Source organism: Campylobacter sp. JMF_14 EL1 (genome assembly GCF_027737585.1).
In the GTDB taxonomy this organism is placed as follows: Bacteria; Campylobacterota; Campylobacteria; order Campylobacterales; family Campylobacteraceae; genus Campylobacter_B.
In genome coordinates, this window is sequence record NZ_JAOVTW010000003.1 from 91832 (window position 1) to 113831 (window position 22000).

Genomic DNA, 22000 nt, shown 5'->3' on the forward strand with positions numbered 1-22000 from the left:
AATGGTAGATTTAAATAAAATAGTTCAAGCAAAGCGCACAATAGCGGCTTTTGTGCATAAGACACCCTTCGCTTTCGCGCCAAAGCTAAGCGAAATTTACGGGGCGCAAATTTATCTAAAAAATGAGAATTTACAACGCACGGGCGCGTATAAAATCCGTGGCGCATACAACAAAATCGCTCATCTTAGCGAAGATGAAAAGAGCCGTGGCGTAATCGCAGCGAGTGCGGGCAACCACGCACAAGGCGTGGCTATGAGTGCGCAAAAATTTGGCGTGCGCGCCGTAATCGTCATGCCAGAAGCAACTCCGCTTTTAAAGGTCAGTGGGACGAAAGCTTTGGGGGCTGAGATTATCCTAAAAGGCGATAATTTCGACGAGGCTTACGCTTATGCGCTCGAATACGCCAAGGAAAACAACCTTACCTTTGTCCATCCTTTCGATGATGAGCTGGTCCAAGCAGGACAGGGCACAATCGCGCTTGAAATGCTAGAAGATGTCGCAGATCTCGACTATATCATAGCGCCTGTGGGCGGTGGCGGACTAATCAGTGGCGTCGCGAGCTGTGCTAAACAAATCAATCCTGATATAAAAATCATCGCCGTTGGCGCAAAGGGCGCGCCTGCTATGCACGATAGCTTCGTAGCCAAAAAGGCGATAAACTCTCAGAGTGTGCGCACTATCGCCGATGGTATCGCGGTGCGTGATACTAGCGAGATCACGCTAAAACATATTTTAGAAAGCGTCGATGAGTTCGTTCAAGTCGATGATGAGGAGGTCGCAAGCGCGATTTTGTATCTGCTAGAAAATCAAAAAATCATTGTCGAGGGCGCAGGAGCTGTGGGCGTGGCTGCGCTGATAAATCATAAATTTAGCTTTAATGAGGGCGCTAAAATCGGCATTATTTTAAGTGGCGGAAATATCGATGTGCAGATGCTAAACATCATCATCGAAAAAGGTCTTATCAAATCTCACCGCAAAATGACGATAAATGTTACTCTTGTCGATAAACCGGGCTCGCTAACCAAGCTTACAAATGTTTTGCGTGATGCGAACGCAAACATCGTCAAAATCGACTACGATCGCTTCTCGACCGAGATTGAATACGGAGATGCGCAGATTACAATCACGCTAGAAACCAAGGGCAAGGCGCACCAAGAGGAGATTGCGTGGGCGTTAAAAAGCGCAGGATATGATTTCAAAGAGCTGTTTTAGGCGAAATTTGAAAGGATAAAATTTGGAAAATTTGGCTTTTATCTTAAATTTTTTAATTTTTGTGATTTTGGTTTATATGTTTTTGCGTATGAAAAAATCTGGCGCAAATGCCCCTAAAACGGAGATTAGCACGGATATTACGCGCCTAAAAAGCATAGGCGAGCTAAGCGTGTTTAAAATTTATTCCAAAGAGATTGTTACGCGCAAAGAAAATGTCGCTGATGGCTTCCTTGGCTCGCTAGTTTCGCCACTGATGACGAAAAAACAGATTGCGATTATTTTCGAGTTTGAGATAGATTTCGTCTATGATCTGCTAAGCCCTGAATTTAGCATAATTCCGCGTGGCGAGGACAAATACGAGATCAAAATGCCACCTTGCAAATACAAATATTCGATTAAGGATATGAAAATTTACGATGAGCAAAACTCCAAACTTTTGCCGTTTTTGCTGCCTGATTCGCTAAATGGTATTTTTGGGTCAAGCTTTGATGAGAGCGATAAAAACCGCCTAATCGACGACGCGAAAAACGAGGTTAAGGCACTCTCGCTTAAAATCATAAACGATTTAGGGGGCAAAATCCACAAATCCGCAACCGACACACTCGAAACCATAGCAAAAAGTTTTGGCGCCAAAGAAATCGGCTTTGTCTTCCAAGACAAGGCATTAGAGACAATCGATATCAATCCAAGCGATATTTCTATTGCAAGCTCGCTAAAATCGCAAATCGAAGAGAAATAAGGGCGAGCGTTGCAGGCTTACGAGGCGCTGTTTAAGCTGTATTTTTCGTATTATACGAGCTTTAAGCGCAAAATTTACGCTAAATTCGAGCGATTTATCACTCCGATTCGCCTAAGCAGGGAGAAAAAACGGCTCAAAGCCAAGGGCTATTTCGTGCCAGACGAGCTTTGGGCGGGCTTTTTTGGCGAATTTAGCTTTTGCAAATGCTTTATCATAAAAAAAATCCTTTTTCCGAATTTTTACGCTATCAAAAACAGCTTTAAATGGCAGATACAAAACGCGCAAATCGCCTTTAAAATCGGGGTTTTTACATACGATGAGATAGCGTGGATTTTCATACCACAAAGCTATGATAAAACGAAAAAAAATGATTTGGAAATGGTGTTAGATTTGCTAGCAAAATTTCCGCAAATTCGCTATGAAAAGCTAGAAGAGGGCATTAAAATTTTCGGATATGAATTTTAGGCTAAAATTTGGCCTCAGTTAGCTTAGCATGGATATCGCCGAAAAACAAAACATCTTTTAAAATCACATTTTCTGCGATTTCTTGGCGATTTAGCGAGAGGTAGAGTTCGCCCTTTTTGCTAGAAAAAATCTTTTGATTTATAAAAACGATAAATGGGTTCGAGCTTGTTTGCAAGGCGTTTTGGATAGCTTTGGCGTGTTTGCCACGCGGGATTTGCACATCTATGCGCCCAGTTTCGTTTTTGGCTCCGGCTGCGGTTAGGAAAAACATATCGCCTTTGTGCGGAATTTTGCCGAAATTAAAAAACACGCTTAGCAGGTCGTTTGTCGCAAAATACGGCAAAATTTTGTCGCTACTAGGACGCAAATCGCCGTTTTCGCCCTTAAATTTCTGCTCTCTAATGCGTTTGTTGTTGTAATCAAAGGTGAAAATTTGGCGCGTGTTTATGGTTTTTTTGCCTTTTTTGCGCTCGACTTCGTGGCGGTAAATTTTGGGTTTTAAAATCTCGCCCACAACACTTCCTTTGGAGTAAAATTTCTCCCTTCTATCCCCGCTTAGTGAGCCAGCGATCCCATAAGCCCTCGCATTTAGCGTGATTTCGTAGGTTTTGGCGGTTTTGACTAATTTAGCATCGGCATGCCCTACGACGCCAAAAACGCCGTAAGAAATATCGTAGTGCGCCTCGATAGTCTCGCCAAATACTGCGCCGAAAAAGAAAAAAAGAAATGCTAAAACTCTCATAAGCTAGCCAAAATTTGATTTACGATTTGTTCTGGATTTTGTGCTTGATAAATCGGGCGACCGACCACGATAAAATCGGCGTTTGCGCTTTTAGCGTCGCTTAAATTTGCCACACGCGCTTGATCGTTTGCACTCTCGCCAAAAGGTCGCACGCCAGGGCAAAGCGTGATAAATTTATCGTTTGTGGCGTTTTTAATCGCACTTGATTCAAAAACCGAGCAGACCATGCCATCTAGCCCGCACTCATGCGCAAAACGCGAGAATTTCACCACGCTTGGCGCAATTTCGTCATTGTAAATTTCGCCAAATTCGCTCTCGTTAAAGCTTGTCAATGCCGATACACCAAGCACGAGCGGGCGGGCATTTAGCGCGTCTAAGCGGTTCATAACCTCGCTCATAGCGCGCTTTCCAGCGCTTGCGTGCAGGTTTATCATATCTACGCCAAGACCTGCGACTACCTGCGCGGCGTCAGCCATGGTGTTTGGAATATCGTAAAATTTAAGATCTAAGAAAATTTTAAAATTTGCGATTTTTTTGAGTTCTTCGATAAATTTCGCCCCGTCTCGCAGATACGAGCGCAGGCCGACTTTGAGCCAAATTTGATCCCCAAATTGCGCTAAATTCGCACTCAAAGCTAAATTTTGCTCTTTGCTAGCCATATCTAAGGCTACGCAAAGCTTCATTTCACGACCTTAATAGCGTCTAAAACGCCGTTTATTAGCTTCGATGACGCGCCAAGCTCCTTGGCTGCGGTTACGGCTTCGTTTATGATGATACCAGCGTCTGTATCACTGAAACGCAACTCATACGCGCCAAGTCGCAAAATAGCGCGCTCAACCGCCGAAATTTCATGCAGTTTAAATTCCTTCAAATACTCATTTAAAAGCGCGTCAATCGTCTCTGTATTATCGCGCACGCTGTGAAGCAGGCTCAGCGTCCAATTTCTCTGCTCGTTTCTAATCTTTTTTTCTTCTAAATACTCGTTTTCAAACTCAGGCTTTTCTTCGTTCATATCTTTTGCGTAAAGTAGCGAAATCACCGCCAATCGCGCTTGGTGTCTTGTCGCCATGATTACGCCTTTATTTCGCGAAATAGGCTAAGTAGTTCTATGACGCCTGTCATCGCCTCGAAGCCCTTGTTGCCGGCTTTTGAGCCTGCGCGCTCGATTGCTTGCTCGATAGTATCTGTGGTAAGCACGCCAAAGGTAACTGGCGCGCCGTGGCGAAGCATGGTGTTTGCGATACCCTTGCTGACCTCTGCGCTGACATAGTCAAAATGCGGTGTGCTGCCTCTGATGACTGCGCCTACGCAGACGACGGCGTCGTATTTTTTCGATAAAAGTGCCTTTTCTAGGGCGAGTGGGATTTCAAATGCGCCAGGGACTAGCATTAGGCTTAAATTTTCCTCTTTGCCACCATGTCGCAAAAATGCGTCGTGAGCGCCTTCGACTAGGCGATCTGTGATGATGTGGTTAAATCTGGCGTTGATGATTAGGATTTTCTCATCGCCGTTTAGGGTCAAATTTCCTTCGATAATGTTCATTTTATATCCTTTAAATTTCAAAATTCGCTAAGTTTAGCCAAATTAGGCAAAATTTTTAATAAATTTATAAATTTCAATTAAAGGATAAAATTTATCTTTTGTTTAAGAGAGTTTTTGTATCATAGGGGATAATTTTTTTAAAGGAGAGAATATGTTTAAACTTAGAAATTTACCTTTCGAGGCAGAGAAAAACGCCGTAGTAAGCGCAAAAACCTGTGAGTATCACCACGGCAAACACCACGCAACTTATGTGGCAAATTTGAATAAAATGACCGAAAGTGGCGAGTTCGCGGGCAAGGGGCTTTATGATATCGTAATGAACGCTACTGGCGGGCTTTTTAACAACGCGGCGCAGGTGTATAACCACGACTTTTATTGGGATTGTATCGCAAAAGTTAGCGAGCCAAGCGAGGCGCTAAAATCGGCATTGGCTGAAAATTTCGCTGATTTTAAAGCTGAGTTTATCGCGGCAGCGACGGCTCACTTTGGCTCTGGCTGGGTGTGGCTAGTGTGTGATCCAGCGAATAAAAAGCTTTCGATTGTCGCTACGAAAAACGCCGACACACCTGCGCGCGACGGGCTTGTGCCGCTTCTAGTAGTCGATGTGTGGGAGCACGCATACTATATCGATGTTTGCAACGCGCGCCCAGCGTATTTGGAGAAATTTTATGCTGGAATCAACTGGGAGTTCGTATCAAGTGCCTACGAGTGGGCTCTGAAAGAGGGTATGGGCTCGGTGAAATTCTATATCGACGAGCTTCATGCTAACGACTAATTCTGATTTTACTTCTTGTTTTGCGCGTGGATTTACTGCGCGCAAATCTTTAAAATTTCCATTATTTTTGCTGAGTCTTTTATGCCATTTTCGTTTTCTACTTTGCTATTGATATCGAGGCAAAATGGCTTTATTTTTAGGGCGTTTGCGAGGTTTTGCGCGCCGATACCGCCTGCTAAGATAAATGGAATTTGCAAATTTTTTAGCATTTTCCACTCGAAGCTTTCGCCGTTTCCGCCCATTTTTTCGCCTTTGTAATCAAATAAAATTTTATCATAATTTAGATTTACTAAATTTGGAATTTCATCTTTCACGCGCACGACCTGCCACGCTTCTACGCCGATGTTTGCTAGATTTTGCTTTAAATTCGGCGAAATTTCTTTATAAATTTGCGCCGCGCTTAAATTTGCAAATTTGCAAATTTGCAAAATTTCATCATCGCTCGTATCGGTAAAAACGCCGACACTTTTTCGACCAAATTCATGCACTAAATTTGAAATTTCTTTTGCTATTTCGGGCGTTACTTTTCGCGGACTTTGGGCAAAAATTAAACCCAAAAAATCCACTTTAATGCCGTTAAAATCGCACTCTAAAACGCTTTTTGCTTCGGCTAAATTTTTAATCCCGCAAATTTTGATTTTTACTCTTGCAACGCCCATTTTCACGCCTTTTTGACGATATACAGATACTCGGTTACATGCAAATTTCGGTTTCGCAAATTTCTACTTGCACGATACGCAGGGTATTTTATCTCGATTTTTCCCACTTTACCGATGAGAGCAAGATTTTTTAAAAACTCATCTTCGCTGATGAAGCCTTCTGAATTGAACGAGATTATCAAATATTTTGCCCTAAATTCAGCCAAAAGCGTGAAAAATTCATCTGCGGCACGAGATTTTTTGTTGTAATTCGAGCGGTTCCAGCCGTTTGGGATACCGCTAACTTCGCTTAAATCCCCTAAATTTGGTGCTTTAAAATCAGCGATTAAATTTAGCATAAAATAATTCGAGCCGTAAGGGTGCTGGTTATACGGCGGGTCAAAATACGCTATATCCACGCTTGGAGCAAGTTTGCTAAACTCGTAAGCATCACTTTTGAAAACCTGAAAATCGCTTGTGAAATTTGAAAAAACCGGCATTGGAAGTGAAATCTCGCCCAAAATGCGAGATAGCGCGTTTTCGCCACTACCGCCGAATTTCCCCACGCCGTTTTTGTCTTTGTAAAAGCCCTTAAAAACGCCGCCTGTGTTTGAGTGGATAGAGGCTTCACTTAAAAGCGGAGCGATGAAGTATTTTTGAAACTCACTTGGAATTTGGCTGATTGCGGCGCGCAACCCCCCCAAAATAAGGGCGTTTTGGCGTGAGTAAAAAACTCTTTCGCCTTTTTTGATTTTTTCATCGTCTTTTGGGGCGTAAAGTTCGCTGATAAAGCTCTCGCAGGGCTTAAAATTCGTTAAAATTTCGGCATGAAATTTAGCTAAATTTACTCTTAACTGGGGCGTTAAATTCTCCAAATAGCACGAATTTATGATGAAAGAGTATTTTTCCAAATCATTTGCCAAAACCAAATTTGAGTGAGCTTTGGCAAATCTCGCCACCACGCCACTGCCACTAAAAACATCGGCAAAAGCGATTTTTTCGGCGCCCAAATTTGCCTTAATGTCCGTTATAACGCCATTTATCACCCCCAAAAGTGAGCGTTTGTTTCCTAGATAGCTAATAAGTTGTTCGCTAAGATAGTTTTCGTTTTCTTTTAAATTTGCCATTTATAACTCTTTACTTTCTTTTACTTTAATCGAATAAAAGTTGATAAAATCATATACAAAAGGAGTAACTTCTTTTCCAGTTTTATCTACGAAAGCCAACTTATTGTCTTTTGCGACAGCAGAAAAACCATCACAAAATTTATCAACAGAATCATAAATAAAAGGAACAACCATATTTCCATAAATATCAATAAAACCCCATTTATTATCTTTTTCGACAGCTGCCAAACCTTCACTAAAATCATCGGCACTATCATAAATACATTTAATTACTTCTACACCATTTTTATCTATAAAGCCAAATTTGCTTTCTTTTTTGCCTGTAAAAAAATTCTTTATCTTTTTTTTCTTAACTATGGCTAATCCATCGTTAAAATCGCCTATACTTTCATATTTACAACGAACAATTTCTTTTCCGTTTTTATCTACAATACCAAAATTCCATTTCTCTCTTTTTCCAACTATAACTAAATCCGAGTTAAATTTAACGATATTATCATATATACAAGGAATAATTATTTCGCCATTTTTGTTTATTAAACCTCGTTTATAACTATTCCAAGAATTTCCCTGTGCAATTTCTGCGTAGCCATTATTAAAATTTAGAGCATAATCATAATCAAAAGCTATAACTTCTTTTCCAAATTTATCTATAAAACCCCATTTATATTTATTTTCAGATATTTTTATTTCGACGGCAGCTAAACCTTCTTGGAAATTTCTAGCATTACTATATATGCACGGAATTACTTCTTTTCCAAATTTATCTATATATCCCCATTTCATATCTATACAAACTGCCGCTAAACCTTCGCCAAATCCATTAAAATCATCATATAAACGAGATAAAATATCTCTTCCCTTTTTATCTAAAAAATTCCATTTTCCTTCTTTTTTAACAGCTACTAAATTATCTTTTGACAAAGTAATGTGATCGTAAATACAAGGTATTATTTCGTTATAATACTTGTCTATTAAGCCAAATTTACCCCTAAACCCCCACCAACGCACATGCCTACCTTTTCCTACAATAGTAAATTCTCCGTCAAAATTTCCATAATAATCGTATTTATTACTAAATCTTTTTGTTTTATTAGCTTCTATTTCATTTCCGTTTTTATCTACAAATAAAATTTCATTATTTTTTATTACCTTAGCCAAACCCCTTTCAAAATTATCAGCTTTATCATATATGCAAGGAATAACTTCATTGCAATCTTTATCTATAAAACCCCATTTTCCATTTTTTTCTACTTTGAGTAAATTCTCACAATAATAAGGAATATCATCATAAACAAACGGAATAATTTCATTTAGTTGATTATCAACAAAACCATATTTATTATTTTTTTTTACCCGAACTAATAGCTTCATTATTTTTTCAAAAATCCTATAAATTTAAGTTTTTCACAAGCGATATATTTGTTATCACACACAATCCTTAATAACCATAAAGTAACAAAATTTTATATAAATTTCACTTCAAGGCTTATAAAAATGGTTTGTAAATTTACAAATTTGGCAAATTTGTAAATTCGCCAAATTTGAGTGAAATTATTTAAAATTTGCAATATAATTTTGATAAAATTCCCACACTTTGCCGCTATCAATGGCGTTTTCGATTATCTCTTTGGCTTCACTCGGGCTTTTAGCAAAATCAGCCGCATACAAAGCAAACATCGCATTTAGCACGACTATGTCGCGTTTAGGTCCTTTTAACTCGCCTTTAATCGTGCTTTTGAAAATTTCAGCATTAAATTTGCTATCTCCACCCTCGATGTCGGTGTGAAAGGCGCGGTTAAAGCCAAATTGCTCAGGCGTGATTTTATACTCGATGATTTTTTCGCCCCGCACTTCATGCACGAGCGTCTCATCGCACAGCGTGATCTCGTCCATGCCGTCCATACCATGCACGACTAGGGCGTGCTTGCGACCTAGTTTTTGCAAGGTTTGCGCTATAAGCTCATTTACCTCTTCGTGGTAGTTGCCTACGACTTGGTTCGAAAGGGTCAAATTTGGATTTAGCAAAGGTCCTAAAATATTAAAGAAAGTGCCGATTTTAAGGCGAGTTCGCGCTTCTTTGACTTCGGCTGTAACCTTGTGAAAAAACGGCGCATGGAAAAACGCCAAATTTGTCTTATCCATAAGCGCTCTAAGTTCGCCAAGATCGCTATTTAACGGCACTCCTAAGGCTTCAAAGATATTGCTCGATCCGCTCTTGCTTGATACTGCGCTGTTGCCGTGTTTGCCGACCCTGACGCCAAGAGAAGCGAGTATAAACGCGCAGGTTGTGGAGATATTTATCGTTTTTAGCGCGTCTCCGCCGGTGCCTACGATGTCTAGCATAGGCTTATCGTCGCTGTAAGTTTTGGAGTATTTCAAAACGCTTCGCACAAGCGCACTTAGGCTATCTGGGTAAAGCGATTTTTCGCTAATTAGCACGAGCAAGCCTGCAAGCTGGACGATGTCATAATCTTTTGCCATAACGGCACTAAAAATCTCTTCATAATCGCCACTTTCAAGCGGATAGCCCTTTTGTAGCTTTATCATAAACGGGGCGAAATTGCTCATTTTTTTCTCCTGTGTTTTTGGTTTGTTTAAATTTACAAAATTTTCAATGATTTTTTTGCCATACTGCGTGAAATAGCTCTCAGGGTGAAACTGAATGCCGTAAATTTCGCGTTCTTTGTGTTTCATCGCCATTATGACGCCATCTTCGCTCACGGCTGAAATCTCCAAATTTTCCGGCAACTCATCTACATAAAGTGAGTGATAACGCATAACTTCAAATTTAGCCGGAAGCCCAGCTAAAACGGCGTTTTCGCCCGTTACACAAATTTCGCTAGTTTTGCCGTGTTTTGGCACTTCTAGCGTTTTTATTTTCGCACCAAAGCTTAATCCTATGGCTTGGTGTCCCAAACACACGCCTAAAATGGGTATTCCTAAATTTGCCTTTAAAATTTCTAGGCAAATTCCGCTATCTTTTGGGTGTTTTGGACCCGGGCTTAAAATAATCTTGCTTGGCGATAAAAATTTAATCGCTTCAAGCGTGATTTCGTCATTTCGTTTGCAAACTATCTCTTCGTCAGTAGTTTCAAGCACATATTGATATATGTTAAATACGAAACTATCGTAGTTATCAATCATTAAAATCATTGCATTTCCTTGCAGATTTTTTCAAAAATTTTTAGGCAAGATTTGCGTTTGTTGCAGATTTCGGCGTATTCATTTTCAAACACACTATCAAACACCTGCCCGTATCCTGCGCCCACGAAAACATCGTAAAATTCGGGGTTAGCCCTGTCGCGCACGAAAATCGCCGAACGGATTAAAATCGCCATTTGCAAATCGCCGTTAAAATGCCAAAACCCAATCCCGCCGCCGTAAATCCCGCGCGCGTGGCTTTCTAATTCGTTTATAATTTGCATAGCGCGAATTTTTGGACTTCCGCTAAGTGTGCCGGCAGGAAAAACCACACCCAAAACATCAAAATTATCTTTGCTTTCATCTTTTATGCCACGCACATCGCTGACAATGTGCATAACGCTTTCAAAAAACTGCACATGGGCTAAATTTCGCACTTTCACGCTGCCTTTTTTGGCAAATTTGCCAATGTCGTTTCGCGCCAAATCAACTAGCATTTTGTGTTCGCTCATCTCTTTTTCATCGCTGAGTAACTCGTTTTTTAGGGCTTCATCTTCGTTTGCGTCCTTGCCGCGTGGTCTAGTTCCTGCTATGGGAGCGACAAAAATTTCGTTATTTCTGATTTGAAGCACGAGTTCAGGAGAGCTTCCAGTCACCACGCCGTAAGGTGTCGGGAAAAAATACATATAGTGGCTTGGGTTTTGGCGTTTTAAAATTTCATAAAACTCCAAAGGATCTAAATTTGAGTAAATTTGCAGTGTTTGAGACGGCACGACCTGAAAAATATCGCCGCTTTTGATATACTCTTTTGCTTTTTTAAAAATACGCTCGGCGTCCTTTTTTTCGGCGTTTAAATCGGTTTTGATTTTATAAAATTTCTCGCCCCCAAATTTCGGCGCGGTATCGCCTGAATTTTCCAAATTTTCAAAATATTTTCCCTCGCCATAAAAGCTGTAAATTTTGCTTTGTTTGTCGTAGTGCAGATACGCCCTTGCGTTTGCGTAAAAATATGTCGGAAAATCATAAAGGCGGGGCTTAATATCGCCCAAGCGTTCAAATTTATAAACCGCTTCGTAGCTTAGCACTCCAAAAAGCCCTGCAAATTCGCAAATTTGCGTGGTGTTTTGTAGGGCAAATTTTAGTTTATCAAGGTCATCGCCTTGCAAATATTCGCAGTCAATGCCGACGATGATCTGCCCGCCGTCTTCGGCGAGATAGGAATTTGGGAACTTTGCCAAGATATTTTTGAAATAAAAAATAGGATCTTTTAAAAACATACGCCCTCTTTGTATTTTTTTGTAACTTAAATTATAGTAAAATGGGCTTAAATTTTGTATAAGGATTGTGATGAAAGTATTATTTTCGCCAAGTGAAATGAAGTCAAAAGATAGCGGCGATAGGGTCTTGAAGCTCTCAAATTTTGAATTTCTCGATGAGAGCGGAGTGCGAGAAAACGCTGTCAAAGAGTATGCAAAATTTGTCGCAAATGCTAGCGATGCAAAGCTAGCCAAGCTTTTTGGGCTAAAACAGATTGATGAGAGTTTGCGAGAGAGTATCTTTGAAAAGGGCTGTGTATGGGCAATAGAACGATATAGTGGCGTAGCTTATAAGGCACTTGATTTTTTCAACTTGCATTATATAGAACGATGTTTTCTGGGCTATAACACAATAATTTTCTCAAATCTTTTTGGGCCGATTTTGGGGCGCGACCAGCTCCCTGAATACAAGCTTAAACAAGGCGAGAAATTTTCTGGGCTTGATTTGCCAAAAATTTACAGGGAAAATTTTAGTGCGAAAATCGATGAATTTTTGGAGAGCGAAGTGGGGAACGGCGAGTGTGTGGTGGATCTGCGCGCTGGGTTTTATGAGAAATTTTACGAGTTAAAAGTCCCGCATCTAAGCTTTAAATTTATCAAAAATGGCAAGGTGCTCAGCCACTATGCTAAGGCGTATCGCGGGAAAGTATTGCGCGAAATCGCACGAAATTCAGCCCAAACCGAGCGAGAAATTTTAAATTTAAATTTTAGCGGTGTAAAATTAGCCGAAATCAGAGAAATTTCGCTTAAAAAAGAGATAGTTTTGGAAATTTGCGAAAACTAAGGGGAGAAAATGCTTTTTATAATACCATTTTTAGGGATTTTGGTAGGTTGTATTTCTGGGTTTTTCGGCATTGGTGGTGGCACAATCGTCGTGCCGATAATGATGGCGCTAGGATACGATATCAAAGAAGCCGTGGGGATTTCGATTTTGCAAATGCTTTTTAGCGCGATTTTTGGGTCGTATCTAAACTACAAAGCAGGCAAACTTCGCCTCGATAGTGGCGTGATTGTGGGGCTTGGCGGACTTTGTGGCGCGTCGCTTTCAGGATTTATCGTCGCAAATGTGGCTTCAATCGTCCTGGAAATCGGACTTTTGCTGACTTTGACAATCGCGTTTTGCAGAGTTTTGATGACAAATGTCGAAAACCAAGCCCCCAAAGAACCAGCCAAAATTTTGCTTTTTGCCGTGGGTTTTGCAATCGGCGCAATCGCCATTAGCATGGGCGTTGGCGGGGCGATTTTTTTGACGCCGATTTTGGTGGGTTTCCTTGGTGTGGATATTAAAAAAGCCGTTTCTATGGGGCTATTTTTTGTGATTTTTAGCTCGTTTAGCGGATTTTTAAGCATGGCGTATAATGGCAATGTGCAGTATTTAGAGGGCGTATTAATGGGGCTTGGCGGCCTCGTGGGCGTGTATTTTGGCACGAAGATTTCGCACAAAGTGGCTAAAAGCACGCAGAAAAAATGCCTTTTGGTGATGTATGTGGTGATGTTTTTGTTAGCCCTTAAAAAGACGCTCGGGGTTGATTTTGGGATTTTGTAAAATTTCGGAATTTTAAAATTTGGCGAAATTTTGCTTTTAAGTGTCATTGCGAGGAAGCGCAAAGCGGCTTCCAAAGCAATCTACAAAGCTCAAATTAAAAGCAGAGTAAATGGTAAAATTCTGCGAAATTTAAAATTTCATAGTTACTTTTGGTGGTAAAAATAAATTTCTCATAAAATTCCTTCAATTTTTAAATTTACCTAATTGTTTGCCAAACAAATTAGTGAATATATTTCGTTTTTTATCTCTTTTATCATCTTTTGAAATTTCAAATTTAGTGACAAATAAAAGTAAAATTAACCACTCCAAAAACATACAAATAAAAGATAATAAAAACCAAGAAAATACAAAAATAAACACGGAAATCAACCAATATGTATCAAAATTTTCATCTATATATATCGCAAATCCAATAGAAAAAAATATACAAAAAAGAGCATAAAAAGTTTCGACTATATTTGATAAAAAATTGCAAAATTTTATATTTGATATTTCATATATTGTTCCACAATTTTTGCATTTTATATACTCATCGAATTTAAAAGTAAATAAATTTTGCAATTTATTTACTTTTTCGTTACAAACTTCGCATTGTTTATACATTATTTTACTTAAAACGCGACTTTGTTTATTAATGCGATACCGCACAAAACAAGCACGATTGGCACATAAATAAATTTGCCGATATAATACCAGGCGTTTGAGTATGTTTTAGCCGAGCCTGTGTTGATTTCGTCCAAAAGCTCGTCCTTGCGCAAAATCCAAAACCACGAAATCGCGCCCAAAACCGCGCCGATTGGGATTATATAGATGGATACTAGATCCATCCACGGACCCCAGTTGTGCAGATGAACTTCGTAAAATGTGGTCGCTGGGTTTGTATCGCTTGGCGCGATTGTCTCCATATTTACGCCGATTCCGAAGCAGACCACGCACAAAATCACCAAAACCAAAGCCCTATTTAAGCTTGGAAATTTATGCAAAAGCGACTCAGTTACGGCCTCGAACATATTTTGAAGCGATGAAATTCCGCCAAAAATCACCGCCGTAAATAAAATAATCGCAAAAATTCCGCCACCTGGCATGTCTTGCAAAATTTTTGGCAGTGTTACGAAAAGCAGTCCAGGGCCCGCTGTTTGGTCCTCGCCGTAAGCAAAAAGCGCTGGAATCATTACCAAAGCCGCAACAATTGCAGCGATTGTATCAAAAAGCGCAGTTTTTTTCGCCGCATCGACGATGTCCTCGTCCTTGTGCAGATATGCACCATATACTAGCATACCTGATCCCGTGATAGATAGCGAAAATAGCGCTTGTCCCATTGCGGTAATCCAAACATTTGTATCGCTTAGCTTTTCCCAGTCTGCACTAAACATAAACTTATACCCAGCCCCTGCGCCATCGAGCGTGGCTACACGCACAGCCAAAATCGCAAAAAGCACAAAAAATAGTGGCATCATAATCTTGTTTGTGCGCTCGATACTCTTTGCGCCTAAAAATATACTAAGCAAGGTGCCCGCGACGATGATAAAGTGAAAAGGTATGACAGAGTATGGCGTGAAGGCAAACGAGCCAAACCAAGTCGAGGTATCCACGCTCATCAGCGAGCCATTGAGTGCCTGAAATAGGGCTTTTAAGACATACGAGATGATTACAGCATAGCCGATTGCGATACACATTGATCCAGCTAGTGGAAGCCAACCCAAAATTTTGCCCACGATGCCTAGATTGCGAGATTTCCACGCATATTCATACGATCCAAGCGTGCCAGTTCCTGCTCGTCTGCCGATAGCATACTCGGCTGAGAGTGCGACAAAGGCGAAAAGTGCAATGAAAAAAATGTAGATTAACAAAAACGCACCGCCACCGTTGGCGCCGAGTTTGTATGGGAAGCCCCAGACGTTGGCCATGCCAACAGCTGAGCCGACACAGGCTAAGATAAATGCCCAACGTGATGAGAAAATTTTTGTGTTCATGCAAGTCCTTTTTGCAATAAAATTTTGGGATTATAGCAAATTTAGAATTTATTTAAAATTTGATATGAAATTTAATGGGCAAAATTTGAAAAATTTAGGTGAAATTTAGAGAATTCGGGCGAAATTCGCCCGAGAATTACAAACGAGATTCGTATCTACGAAGTGTGTAAAGTCTTTTAAGCATTTTTTTGCGAGCCGCAATTTTTTGTTTTTTGCGGATCTCAGTCATAGGCTCGAAATACTTTCTAGCACGAACTTCTGTAACGATAAGGTTACGATCTGTTTGTTTTTTGAAGCGTCTGTAAGCTTCATCAAATGATTCGTTCGGATGTACCTTAACTCCTGGCACGTTCCTCACCACCTTTCAAAAAAATTAAGGCGTGATTTTAGCCAAAATAAACTTAAATTTTGGCATTAAAATTTTTGTTGTAGCTCCAAATTTGTTTTTTGTTTTCTGTCTCTTTGAGTGAGAGTTCAAATTTCATCTCGCCATTTTGTGATTTTTTCACGCTAGGAACGAGCAGAAAATCTGGCGCATAAATCGATTTTGCGTGAGCAGTGTCGGATTTTTTTATGCCATCGTTGCTAAATACAATCTCGTCCTTGCTCGGAGCATCAATGACGACAACCTTGCCTGAGTGGATAAGCCCCACTTTAAGCTTTTTGCGCAAAAAATCTGTGTCAAATTCGCACCTTTTTTCGCACGAAATTTCGCTAATTCCTATGATAGAAAAACGTCCTTTTTCTTTTGCAAATTTGTTATTTGAAAGCAAATTTTTTGTGCTATCTTTGGCAAGTTTTTCTAGGATTTGATTTGAAATTTCCCCACTTGGCAAATTTTGCTTGCTAGCTTGTAAAACCTCATTGTTTGGCGATTTTGTAGCGATACAGCCAGCAAAAAATATAGCCACAAACATGCTTAAAATCGTAAAATTTAAAATTCTCATAGAACTTGATCCTACTATTAAATTTAGCGTTTGATTATACTCTGGCTTGGTTAAATTTGGCTTTGTTTTAAAAGTTAAAATTTTTACCGAATTTTAATCTTGCCTTGCTATACTTTCGCGTTTCTTTTTTAGGGGGAATTAATGATAAAAATTATTAAAAGAGATGGTAGTTTTCAAGAATTCAAAGATTATAAAATAAAAGACGCTATTAAAAAAGCCTATGAGAGTGTGGGCGCAAATTTTGATGAAAAAGTCTTCGAAAATGTCCTAAAAACGATTGTTTTCAAAGATAGCCTAAGCGTCGAAGATGTCCAAGACATAATAGAAAAAAAGCTGTTTGAAAGCGGAAATTTCGATGTTTTAAAAAGCTTTATGATCTATCGCCACACGCACAAAATGCAAAGAGAGCATGTCTATGGGCTAGAAGAAGATACCACCTACATAAACTGTACCCAAACCGTCAATGAATATATCGGCAAATCAGATTGGCGAATTTTAGCCAACTCAAACACAAGCTATTCAAATGCAGGACTTATCAACAACACCGCCGGTAAGGTCATTGCAAACTACTGGCTAGACAAGGTGTATTCGCGCGAAGAAGGCGCTGCGCACAGAAACGGCGATTATCATATCCATGATTTAGACTGCCTAACCGCATACTGCGCTGGTTGGAGCCTAAGAGTGCTTTTGGACGAGGGATTTAACGGTGTGCGTGGTCGCGTAGAGAGCAAGGCTCCGAAGCATTTTAGAGAGGCGCTTCATCAAATGGCGAATTTCTTAGGAATTTTGCAAAGCGAGTGGGCGGGAGCGCAGGCGTTTTCTAGCTTTGATACCTATCTTGCCCCTTATGTTTTTAAGGATAAATTAAGCGACAAAGAGATTAAAAAGGCAATCACAAGCTTCGTTTATAACCTAAATGTCCCAGCGCGCTGGGGTCAGAGCCCATTTACAAATGTTACGATTGATATGACCTGCCCAGAGGATTTAAAGGCGCAAATCCCTACCTCAAACCAACACCACCTTTTTGAGGGAATCGATGATGAGGAACTGTTGCAAAGGGCAAAAGAGCGTGGCAAAAACTCCCTAATAGAGCTTACTTATGGCGATTTTGAGCCTGAGATGAGGCGCATTGTTATCGCATTTTACGAGGTTTTGACAGCAGGCGATAAATGCGGTCAGCCATTTACCTTCCCGATTCCTACCGTAAATATCACTCAGGATTTCGACTGGGACAGCGACGCGGCAAATGCAGTGTTTGAAAACACGGCCAAAATCGGATCAAGCTATTTTCAAAATTTCGTCGGAAGCCAGTATATCACGGACGAAAACGGCAACAAAGTCGAAAACCCCAAAGCCTACAAACCAGGCGCAGTTCGCTCGATGTGTTGCAGACTGCAACTAGATCTTAGAGAGCTTTTAAAGCGCGGTGGCGGGCTTTTTGGCAGTGCTGAGATGACTGGAAGTATCGGCGTGGTAACGATAAATTTAGCCCGCCTTGGATACCTTTATAAAGGCGATAAAGAGGCGCTTTACGCTAGGCTTGAAACGCTTTTGCAGTTAGCAAAAAGCACTTTGGAGAAAAAGCGTGTGTTCGTAAAAGAGATGTTCGAACGCGGATTGTATCCATACACCAAGCGCTATTTGCCGGGCTTTAACAACCATTTTAGCACCATTGGCATTAACGGCGCAAACGAAATGATTAGAAATTTCACAGATGATAAAGAAGACATTACGACCAAATTTGGCCGTGAATTTGCGCTAGAATTGATCGAGTATTTGCGCCATAAAATTCGCCTTTTCCAAGAAAACACAGGAAATCTATACAACCTCGAAGCAACGCCAGCTGAGGGCACCACATATCGCTTCGCCAAAGAGGATAAAAAACGCTACCCAGATATCATACAAGCGGGCTTTGGAGAAAATATCTACTACACAAACTCTACCCAAGTCCCAGCAAGTTTTAGCGACGATCCGTTTGCGGCACTGGATATGCAAGACGAGCTACAAAGTAGCTATACAGGGGGCACGGTGCTTCATTTGTATATGAAGGAGCGCATTAGTTCAGGCACAGCGTGCAAGAAATTTATCAAAAATGTCATTAGCAACTACAAACTCCCATACATTACGATTTCGCCTGTATTTAGCGTCTGCACGAAGCATGGATATATCGCAGGCGAGCACGAATACTGCCCGAAATGCGACGCTGAGTTAATGGCGGAGTATGAGAGCAAGGGTGCTTGAAATTTGAAAATTTAAATAAGGAGCAAAAAATGGAATTCCCAAAAGAGTTAGAAAAAAAACGCACAAAATGTGTAGTTTATACCCGTGTAATGGGGTATTTGCGCCCTGTGGAGAGCTTCAATGTAGGCAAAAAGGGCGAACACAAAGAGAGAGTGTTTTTCGACGAAAATAAGGTAAAATTCGAAGAAAAATAAAATTTGCTAAATTTCGCCAAATTTAGCGCGTTTAAATTTGGCGAAATTTTAAAATTCACAATTATGCAAAATTCTCAAATTTACCATATCACGCCATTTACGATGACAGATTTCCCTGAGCGGCTCTCGGCTATTGTGTGGTTTGCGGGGTGTAATATGCGATGCCGGTATTGCTACAACCCTAGCGTCGTGCGTGGCGAGGGCAAAATCAGCGAAGATGAGCTATTTGCGTTTTTGCGCTCGCGCGTGGGTAAGCTAGAAGCCGTGGTGTTTAGCGGGGGCGAATGCACCTGCGCTAGGGGATTTATGCAAATTTTGCAAAAAACGAAAAATTTGGGCTTTGAGGTCAAAATCGACACAAACGGCTCAAATCCACAAATCATACAAAACGCCGTAAATTTGGGCTTAGTCGATTTTGTCTCGCTCGATTTTAAGGCGCATGAGGCTAAATTTAGCTTTATCACAAAATCAAATTTCTACGAAAAATTCCTTCAAACTTTGAAATTTTTATTATCCGTAAATTTCGCCTTCGAGGTGCGAACTACCGTGCATAGCGATCTTTTAAGCGAAAGCGACATTTCGCAAATGGCGCAAATTTTGTGCGAGCAAGGATACACGGGCGAGTATTTTTTGCAAAATTTCCTTGATACTGGCGAAAATTTGGGCGGTCTTGGTGCGCCAAAGCAAAATTTCGACCCTTCTAAGATAATCTCGCCTCTAAAAATCTCTCTTAGAAATTTCTAATTTGTATTTTGCTAGAATTGCGAGTTAAATTTCAAAAAAAGGCAAAATTATGGATAGAAAAAAAATCTACAACCCCTTTTCAGACGAAACTCTCACTAATCGCAAGGTCTTTAATGGCAATCCGCACGGAATACTAAATTTCACCAAGGCAAAATACCAATGGGCGCTCAAACTCTGGGACATTATGGAGGCAAACACTTGGTTTCCCAAAGAGGTCGATACGACTGATGATGTGAGGGATTATAACTTTAATCTCACAACCGCCGAAAAACGCATGTATGATTTGGTATGGAGCCAGCTCATCTCAATGGATAGCTTCCAGACAAATAATCTAGCTGATAATATAAATCCTTATATAACAGCCCCTGAAATCAACGCTGTGCTCGCTCGCCAAGCCTACGAAGAGGCAAATCACAGCAAAAGTTACGCGGTAATGGTCGAGGCGATTTGCGAAAATACCGATTTGATTTATGAAATGGAAAAACACGACGATGTTTTGCGCGAGAAAAACGCCTATATTTCAAGTGTGTATGAGGAGCTAGCAGGCGAGGTTACGGACGATAAACTGCTGTTAGCAATGGTTGCAAATCAAATTTTAGAGGGCATTTATTTTTACAGCGGATTTACTTCGATTTATGCCTTGGCGCGCGCTGGCAAGATGCTTGGCTCAGCGCAGATGATTAGATTTATCCAAAGAGATGAAATCACACACCTATTGCTTTTCCAAAACATGATAAACTCCGTGCGCAAAGAACGCCCGGACCTTTTCCACGAGAAAAATATCAGCAAAATTTATGAGATGTTTGAAACAGCTGGAAATTTGGAAATCAAATGGGGCAAATATATCACAGATAACCAAATCATGGGCTTTACAGACGATATCATCGAAGAATACATACACTACCTAGTCGATCAACGATTGCTTGCGATTGGTTTAGAGAAAAAATACGGCGCCTCTCACCCGATAAAATGGGTCGATGATTTCTCTAAATTTAACGATCAAAAGTCAAATTTCTTCGAAAGCAAGGTTACAAACTACTCAAAAGGAAGTTTGAGTTTCGACGATTTTTAAAATTTTGGCTATTTTGTGCGAATTTTGCTTGCGCAATGCTAAGGGGCTGGGCGGTCAGCCCGTTTTTTGCACTGCACTTATAGCGCGCAAAATACCACAAAAATAACTTCGCTAAAAATTAAACTAAGCTCACTTTATCTGCGAGCTTGCAAAATTTTTAGCTTTTTTAAAAATTTAAATTTTGGAGTAAATAAAATATGGGAGAAACGAAAGAATTTGGGGTTGCCCAAACAGATGAAAACAGTATAAATTTGCAAGAACGCTTTGTAGATGAAGCTGATTTTATAAAAATAAAAAAATGGGGATTTTGGCTTCATGTCGTATTTTTCGCCATGCCGTGGTTTGTTTTGCTTATTATAGGTCTTTTATTTGGTGGCAATGAACAAGTCAGCGAAATGGTAGAAAACAAAACTTTTTTTCAAACAAATGACTTGTCGCTTATAGTGATAAGTGTAGTTTTTTTGTGGTTTATGTCATCGCTAATTTTGACACCATTTTTATCGCTTTCTTTGTTTAAATTTATTGATAGTAAATGTAATACAAAATCTTATGAGTATGCGTTAAAATCGATAAAAAATTTGTTTTGTCTTTTTTTTGTATGTTTATTTAGTTTGGTAGTTGCTCAGGCAGTATTCGGTGCTTCATTAAATCCGCAAGACTTTTGGATAATTCCCATATTTGTGCTAATTTACATTGTATTATTTATGATTTTAGTATATAGTAATGTTTATAAGGCTTTTAATGAACTTGCTATTGTGAGCGAAATTGGGTCATTTAAGGTATTTGCAGTGCTTTGGCTGATTGGATATTTTATTATATTCACTAATTTTATCGGTTTTATATTTTTGATTTATGCTTGGCTGAAAATAAAGCAACTCAAAATTTTAAATTCGGAGAGATAAAAATAAAATGCAGACATTAGAAAAACTTCGTTGCGAAAAAATGGCGGAGGAAATCGCTGATAAAATCGCTATTTCGCCAGCGCTTTATGACGCATTAAAAAGCGTATCTCGTAGCGAGTTTGCCCCATTTAGCGCGCATGCGTTTAGCCTAAATGCGCAACCGATTTTGGCATCTCAGTGGATTAGCTCTCCGCTAACTGTGGCTAGAATGAGTATGGCACTTGACATTGATGAGAGCGTAGAAAATGTCCTAGAAATCGGCTGCGGGAGCGGGTATCAGTCTGCGATTTTGGCATATATGGTGCGTAGGGTTTTTGCCGTGGAGCGCGTAGAGAGGCTAGTGGGCGAGGCGAAAAAACACTTCGCAAATTTGGGTATTCGCAACATAAATCTCCGCCACGATGACGGTAATGTGGGCTGGCGCGAGTTTGCGCCTTATGATAGGATACTGCTCTCAGCCTGCGCGTCCAAAATTAGCGACAGGCTCTTCGCTCAGCTTAAAATCGGCGGTATTTTGGTTGCTCCCATGAGTGAGGGCGGAGCGCAATATATCATTAAATTTCATAAAATTTCGCCTAGCGAGATAAGCCAAGAAAATTTGGGTGCGTGTGAATTTGTCCCGCTGATTTCGGGCATACAATAAGTTTTATTTATTATTTATTTAAATTTAGGTATCTTGC

General features: G+C 40.2%; 25 protein-coding genes. 12 read left to right on the forward strand and 13 right to left on the reverse strand.

Annotated elements, in window-relative coordinates:
- The first annotated feature begins 1 nt into the window (after position 1).
- The 3 genes from ilvA to OFN73_RS05575 are packed head-to-tail and all read left to right on the forward strand — an operon-like array spanning position 2 to position 2417.
- The gene (ilvA, locus tag OFN73_RS05565; RefSeq protein ID WP_270862599.1) at positions 2 to 1213 is read left to right on the forward strand and encodes a threonine ammonia-lyase; all 1212 of its coding nucleotides are present in this window, start codon (positions 2 to 4) and stop codon (positions 1211 to 1213) included.
- Between the two features lie 22 nt (positions 1214 to 1235).
- A complete protein-coding gene (locus tag OFN73_RS05570) occupies positions 1236 to 1952 on the forward strand; it encodes a DUF4230 domain-containing protein (protein ID WP_270858159.1) in 717 nt (238 codons plus the stop codon).
- Positions 1953 to 1961: 9 nt separating this feature from the next.
- Positions 1962 to 2417 (forward strand): hypothetical protein, encoded by a 456-nt coding sequence (locus OFN73_RS05575; RefSeq protein ID WP_270862600.1) that lies wholly within the window; start codon positions 1962 to 1964, stop codon positions 2415 to 2417.
- Between the two features lies 1 nt (position 2418).
- Here the strand turns inward: OFN73_RS05575 and OFN73_RS05580 are convergent, their stop codons facing one another.
- Genes OFN73_RS05580 through ribH form a run of 4 tightly spaced genes read right to left on the reverse strand, consistent with a single transcriptional unit; the run spans position 2419 to position 4701 of the window.
- Positions 2419 to 3159: a DUF3108 domain-containing protein gene (locus tag OFN73_RS05580; protein WP_270862601.1), complete on the reverse strand. Its 741-nt coding sequence runs from the start codon at positions 3157 to 3159 to the stop codon at positions 2419 to 2421.
- Complete coding sequence (gene pyrF, locus OFN73_RS05585; protein WP_270862602.1) at positions 3156 to 3842, reverse strand: orotidine-5'-phosphate decarboxylase; 687 nt, start codon at positions 3840 to 3842, stop codon at positions 3156 to 3158. Before pyrF ends, OFN73_RS05580 begins: the two co-directional genes overlap by 4 nt.
- Positions 3839 to 4228, reverse strand: a complete 390-nt coding sequence (nusB, locus tag OFN73_RS05590) for a transcription antitermination factor NusB (protein ID WP_270858155.1) — start codon at positions 4226 to 4228, stop codon at positions 3839 to 3841. The genes pyrF and nusB overlap by 4 nt, the downstream gene beginning before the upstream one ends.
- A 2-nt stretch (positions 4229 to 4230) precedes the next feature.
- On the reverse strand, positions 4231 to 4701 hold the full coding sequence (ribH, locus tag OFN73_RS05595; RefSeq protein WP_270862603.1) for a 6,7-dimethyl-8-ribityllumazine synthase: 471 nt from the start codon (positions 4699 to 4701) through the stop codon (positions 4231 to 4233).
- Between the two features lie 151 nt (positions 4702 to 4852).
- On the opposite strand from ribH, the gene sodB reads away from it, so the two are divergent.
- Positions 4853 to 5476 carry a superoxide dismutase [Fe] gene (sodB, locus tag OFN73_RS05600; RefSeq protein WP_270862604.1) on the forward strand — a complete coding sequence of 208 codons (624 nt, stop codon included), beginning with the start codon at positions 4853 to 4855 and terminating at the stop codon, positions 5474 to 5476.
- 32 nt (positions 5477 to 5508) lie between these two features.
- Here the strand turns inward: sodB and OFN73_RS05605 are convergent, their stop codons facing one another.
- From OFN73_RS05605 to OFN73_RS05625, 5 genes are all read right to left on the reverse strand, one after another.
- Positions 5509 to 6135: a phosphoribosylanthranilate isomerase gene (locus OFN73_RS05605; protein ID WP_270862605.1), complete on the reverse strand. Its 627-nt coding sequence runs from the start codon at positions 6133 to 6135 to the stop codon at positions 5509 to 5511.
- Positions 6136 to 6137: 2 nt separating this feature from the next.
- The gene (locus OFN73_RS05610; RefSeq protein WP_270862606.1) at positions 6138 to 7241 is read right to left on the reverse strand and encodes a DNA adenine methylase; all 1104 of its coding nucleotides are present in this window, start codon (positions 7239 to 7241) and stop codon (positions 6138 to 6140) included.
- A complete protein-coding gene (locus OFN73_RS05615; protein ID WP_270862607.1) occupies positions 7242 to 8615 on the reverse strand; it encodes a WG repeat-containing protein in 1374 nt (457 codons plus the stop codon).
- Between the two features lie 180 nt (positions 8616 to 8795).
- On the reverse strand, positions 8796 to 10397 hold the full coding sequence (gene trpD, locus OFN73_RS05620) for an anthranilate phosphoribosyltransferase (RefSeq protein WP_270862608.1): 1602 nt from the start codon (positions 10395 to 10397) through the stop codon (positions 8796 to 8798).
- Positions 10394 to 11662 (reverse strand): anthranilate synthase component I family protein, encoded by a 1269-nt coding sequence (locus OFN73_RS05625; RefSeq protein ID WP_270862609.1) that lies wholly within the window; start codon positions 11660 to 11662, stop codon positions 10394 to 10396. The genes trpD and OFN73_RS05625 overlap by 4 nt, the downstream gene beginning before the upstream one ends.
- A gap of 70 nt (positions 11663 to 11732) precedes the next feature.
- Here OFN73_RS05625 and yaaA point away from each other — a divergent pair, with 70 nt between their 5' ends.
- Positions 11733 to 12485, forward strand: a complete 753-nt coding sequence (yaaA, locus tag OFN73_RS05630) for a peroxide stress protein YaaA (protein ID WP_270862610.1) — start codon at positions 11733 to 11735, stop codon at positions 12483 to 12485.
- A gap of 9 nt (positions 12486 to 12494) precedes the next feature.
- Positions 12495 to 13247, forward strand: coding sequence for a sulfite exporter TauE/SafE family protein (locus OFN73_RS05635; RefSeq protein ID WP_270862611.1), 753 nt, complete (start codon positions 12495 to 12497; stop codon positions 13245 to 13247).
- Between the two features lie 183 nt (positions 13248 to 13430).
- Here the strand turns inward: OFN73_RS05635 and OFN73_RS05640 are convergent, their stop codons facing one another.
- The 4 genes from OFN73_RS05640 to OFN73_RS05655 form a co-directional block, all read right to left on the reverse strand.
- The gene (locus OFN73_RS05640) at positions 13431 to 13850 is read right to left on the reverse strand and encodes a hypothetical protein (protein ID WP_270862612.1); all 420 of its coding nucleotides are present in this window, start codon (positions 13848 to 13850) and stop codon (positions 13431 to 13433) included.
- An 8-nt stretch (positions 13851 to 13858) separates the two neighbouring features.
- Positions 13859 to 15220 carry a sodium-dependent transporter gene (locus OFN73_RS05645; protein ID WP_270862613.1) on the reverse strand — a complete coding sequence of 454 codons (1362 nt, stop codon included), beginning with the start codon at positions 15218 to 15220 and terminating at the stop codon, positions 13859 to 13861.
- 136 nt (positions 15221 to 15356) lie between these two features.
- Complete coding sequence (rpsU, locus tag OFN73_RS05650) at positions 15357 to 15569, reverse strand: 30S ribosomal protein S21 (protein WP_270858142.1); 213 nt, start codon at positions 15567 to 15569, stop codon at positions 15357 to 15359.
- 52 nt (positions 15570 to 15621) lie between these two features.
- Entirely contained in the window at positions 15622 to 16167 is a 546-nt protein-coding gene (locus tag OFN73_RS05655) for a hypothetical protein (protein WP_270862614.1), read from the reverse strand.
- 141 nt (positions 16168 to 16308) lie between these two features.
- Between OFN73_RS05655 and OFN73_RS05660 the strand changes: the two genes are divergently transcribed.
- The 6 genes from OFN73_RS05660 to OFN73_RS05685 all read left to right on the forward strand — a co-directional run bounded on the left by OFN73_RS05660 (position 16309) and on the right by OFN73_RS05685 (position 21963).
- Positions 16309 to 18408, forward strand: coding sequence for a ribonucleoside triphosphate reductase (locus tag OFN73_RS05660; RefSeq protein WP_270862615.1), 2100 nt, complete (start codon positions 16309 to 16311; stop codon positions 18406 to 18408).
- A 29-nt stretch (positions 18409 to 18437) separates the two neighbouring features.
- Positions 18438 to 18602, forward strand: coding sequence for an anaerobic ribonucleoside-triphosphate reductase (nrdD, locus tag OFN73_RS05665; protein WP_270858139.1), 165 nt, complete (start codon positions 18438 to 18440; stop codon positions 18600 to 18602).
- Positions 18603 to 18665: 63 nt separating this feature from the next.
- Positions 18666 to 19346: an anaerobic ribonucleoside-triphosphate reductase activating protein gene (locus OFN73_RS05670; protein WP_270862627.1), complete on the forward strand. Its 681-nt coding sequence runs from the start codon at positions 18666 to 18668 to the stop codon at positions 19344 to 19346.
- A 49-nt stretch (positions 19347 to 19395) separates the two neighbouring features.
- Entirely contained in the window at positions 19396 to 20418 is a 1023-nt protein-coding gene (locus OFN73_RS05675) for a ribonucleotide-diphosphate reductase subunit beta (RefSeq protein ID WP_270862616.1), read from the forward strand.
- 197 nt (positions 20419 to 20615) lie between these two features.
- Positions 20616 to 21320 carry a hypothetical protein gene (locus OFN73_RS05680; RefSeq protein WP_270862617.1) on the forward strand — a complete coding sequence of 235 codons (705 nt, stop codon included), beginning with the start codon at positions 20616 to 20618 and terminating at the stop codon, positions 21318 to 21320.
- A gap of 7 nt (positions 21321 to 21327) precedes the next feature.
- On the forward strand, positions 21328 to 21963 hold the full coding sequence (locus OFN73_RS05685) for a protein-L-isoaspartate(D-aspartate) O-methyltransferase (protein ID WP_270862618.1): 636 nt from the start codon (positions 21328 to 21330) through the stop codon (positions 21961 to 21963).
- Positions 21964 to 22000 lie beyond the last annotated feature (37 nt).

Coding starts and splice junctions, on each gene's coding strand:
- ilvA (WP_270862599.1), top strand. CDS start 2: ATGGTAGATTTAAATAAAATAGTTCAAGCAAAGCGCACAATAGCGGCT.
- OFN73_RS05610 (WP_270862606.1), bottom strand. CDS start 7,241: ATGGCAAATTTAAAAGAAAACGAAAACTATCTTAGCGAACAACTTATT.
- OFN73_RS05685 (WP_270862618.1), top strand. CDS start 21,328: ATGCAGACATTAGAAAAACTTCGTTGCGAAAAAATGGCGGAGGAAATC.
- OFN73_RS05615 (WP_270862607.1), bottom strand. CDS start 8,615: ATGAAGCTATTAGTTCGGGTAAAAAAAAATAATAAATATGGTTTTGTT.
- nusB (WP_270858155.1), bottom strand. CDS start 4,228: ATGGCGACAAGACACCAAGCGCGATTGGCGGTGATTTCGCTACTTTAC.
- OFN73_RS05670 (WP_270862627.1), top strand. CDS start 18,666: ATGCAAAATTCTCAAATTTACCATATCACGCCATTTACGATGACAGAT.
- nrdD (WP_270858139.1), top strand. CDS start 18,438: ATGGAATTCCCAAAAGAGTTAGAAAAAAAACGCACAAAATGTGTAGTT.
- pyrF (WP_270862602.1), bottom strand. CDS start 3,842: ATGAAGCTTTGCGTAGCCTTAGATATGGCTAGCAAAGAGCAAAATTTA.
- ribH (WP_270862603.1), bottom strand. CDS start 4,701: ATGAACATTATCGAAGGAAATTTGACCCTAAACGGCGATGAGAAAATC.
- OFN73_RS05580 (WP_270862601.1), bottom strand. CDS start 3,159: ATGAGAGTTTTAGCATTTCTTTTTTTCTTTTTCGGCGCAGTATTTGGC.
- OFN73_RS05635 (WP_270862611.1), top strand. CDS start 12,495: ATGCTTTTTATAATACCATTTTTAGGGATTTTGGTAGGTTGTATTTCT.
- trpD (WP_270862608.1), bottom strand. CDS start 10,397: ATGATTTTAATGATTGATAACTACGATAGTTTCGTATTTAACATATAT.
- OFN73_RS05640 (WP_270862612.1), bottom strand. CDS start 13,850: ATGTATAAACAATGCGAAGTTTGTAACGAAAAAGTAAATAAATTGCAA.
- yaaA (WP_270862610.1), top strand. CDS start 11,733: ATGAAAGTATTATTTTCGCCAAGTGAAATGAAGTCAAAAGATAGCGGC.
- sodB (WP_270862604.1), top strand. CDS start 4,853: ATGTTTAAACTTAGAAATTTACCTTTCGAGGCAGAGAAAAACGCCGTA.
- OFN73_RS05680 (WP_270862617.1), top strand. CDS start 20,616: ATGGGAGAAACGAAAGAATTTGGGGTTGCCCAAACAGATGAAAACAGT.
- OFN73_RS05675 (WP_270862616.1), top strand. CDS start 19,396: ATGGATAGAAAAAAAATCTACAACCCCTTTTCAGACGAAACTCTCACT.
- OFN73_RS05660 (WP_270862615.1), top strand. CDS start 16,309: ATGATAAAAATTATTAAAAGAGATGGTAGTTTTCAAGAATTCAAAGAT.
- OFN73_RS05605 (WP_270862605.1), bottom strand. CDS start 6,135: ATGGGCGTTGCAAGAGTAAAAATCAAAATTTGCGGGATTAAAAATTTA.
- OFN73_RS05625 (WP_270862609.1), bottom strand. CDS start 11,662: ATGTTTTTAAAAGATCCTATTTTTTATTTCAAAAATATCTTGGCAAAG.
- OFN73_RS05645 (WP_270862613.1), bottom strand. CDS start 15,220: ATGAACACAAAAATTTTCTCATCACGTTGGGCATTTATCTTAGCCTGT.
- OFN73_RS05655 (WP_270862614.1), bottom strand. CDS start 16,167: ATGAGAATTTTAAATTTTACGATTTTAAGCATGTTTGTGGCTATATTT.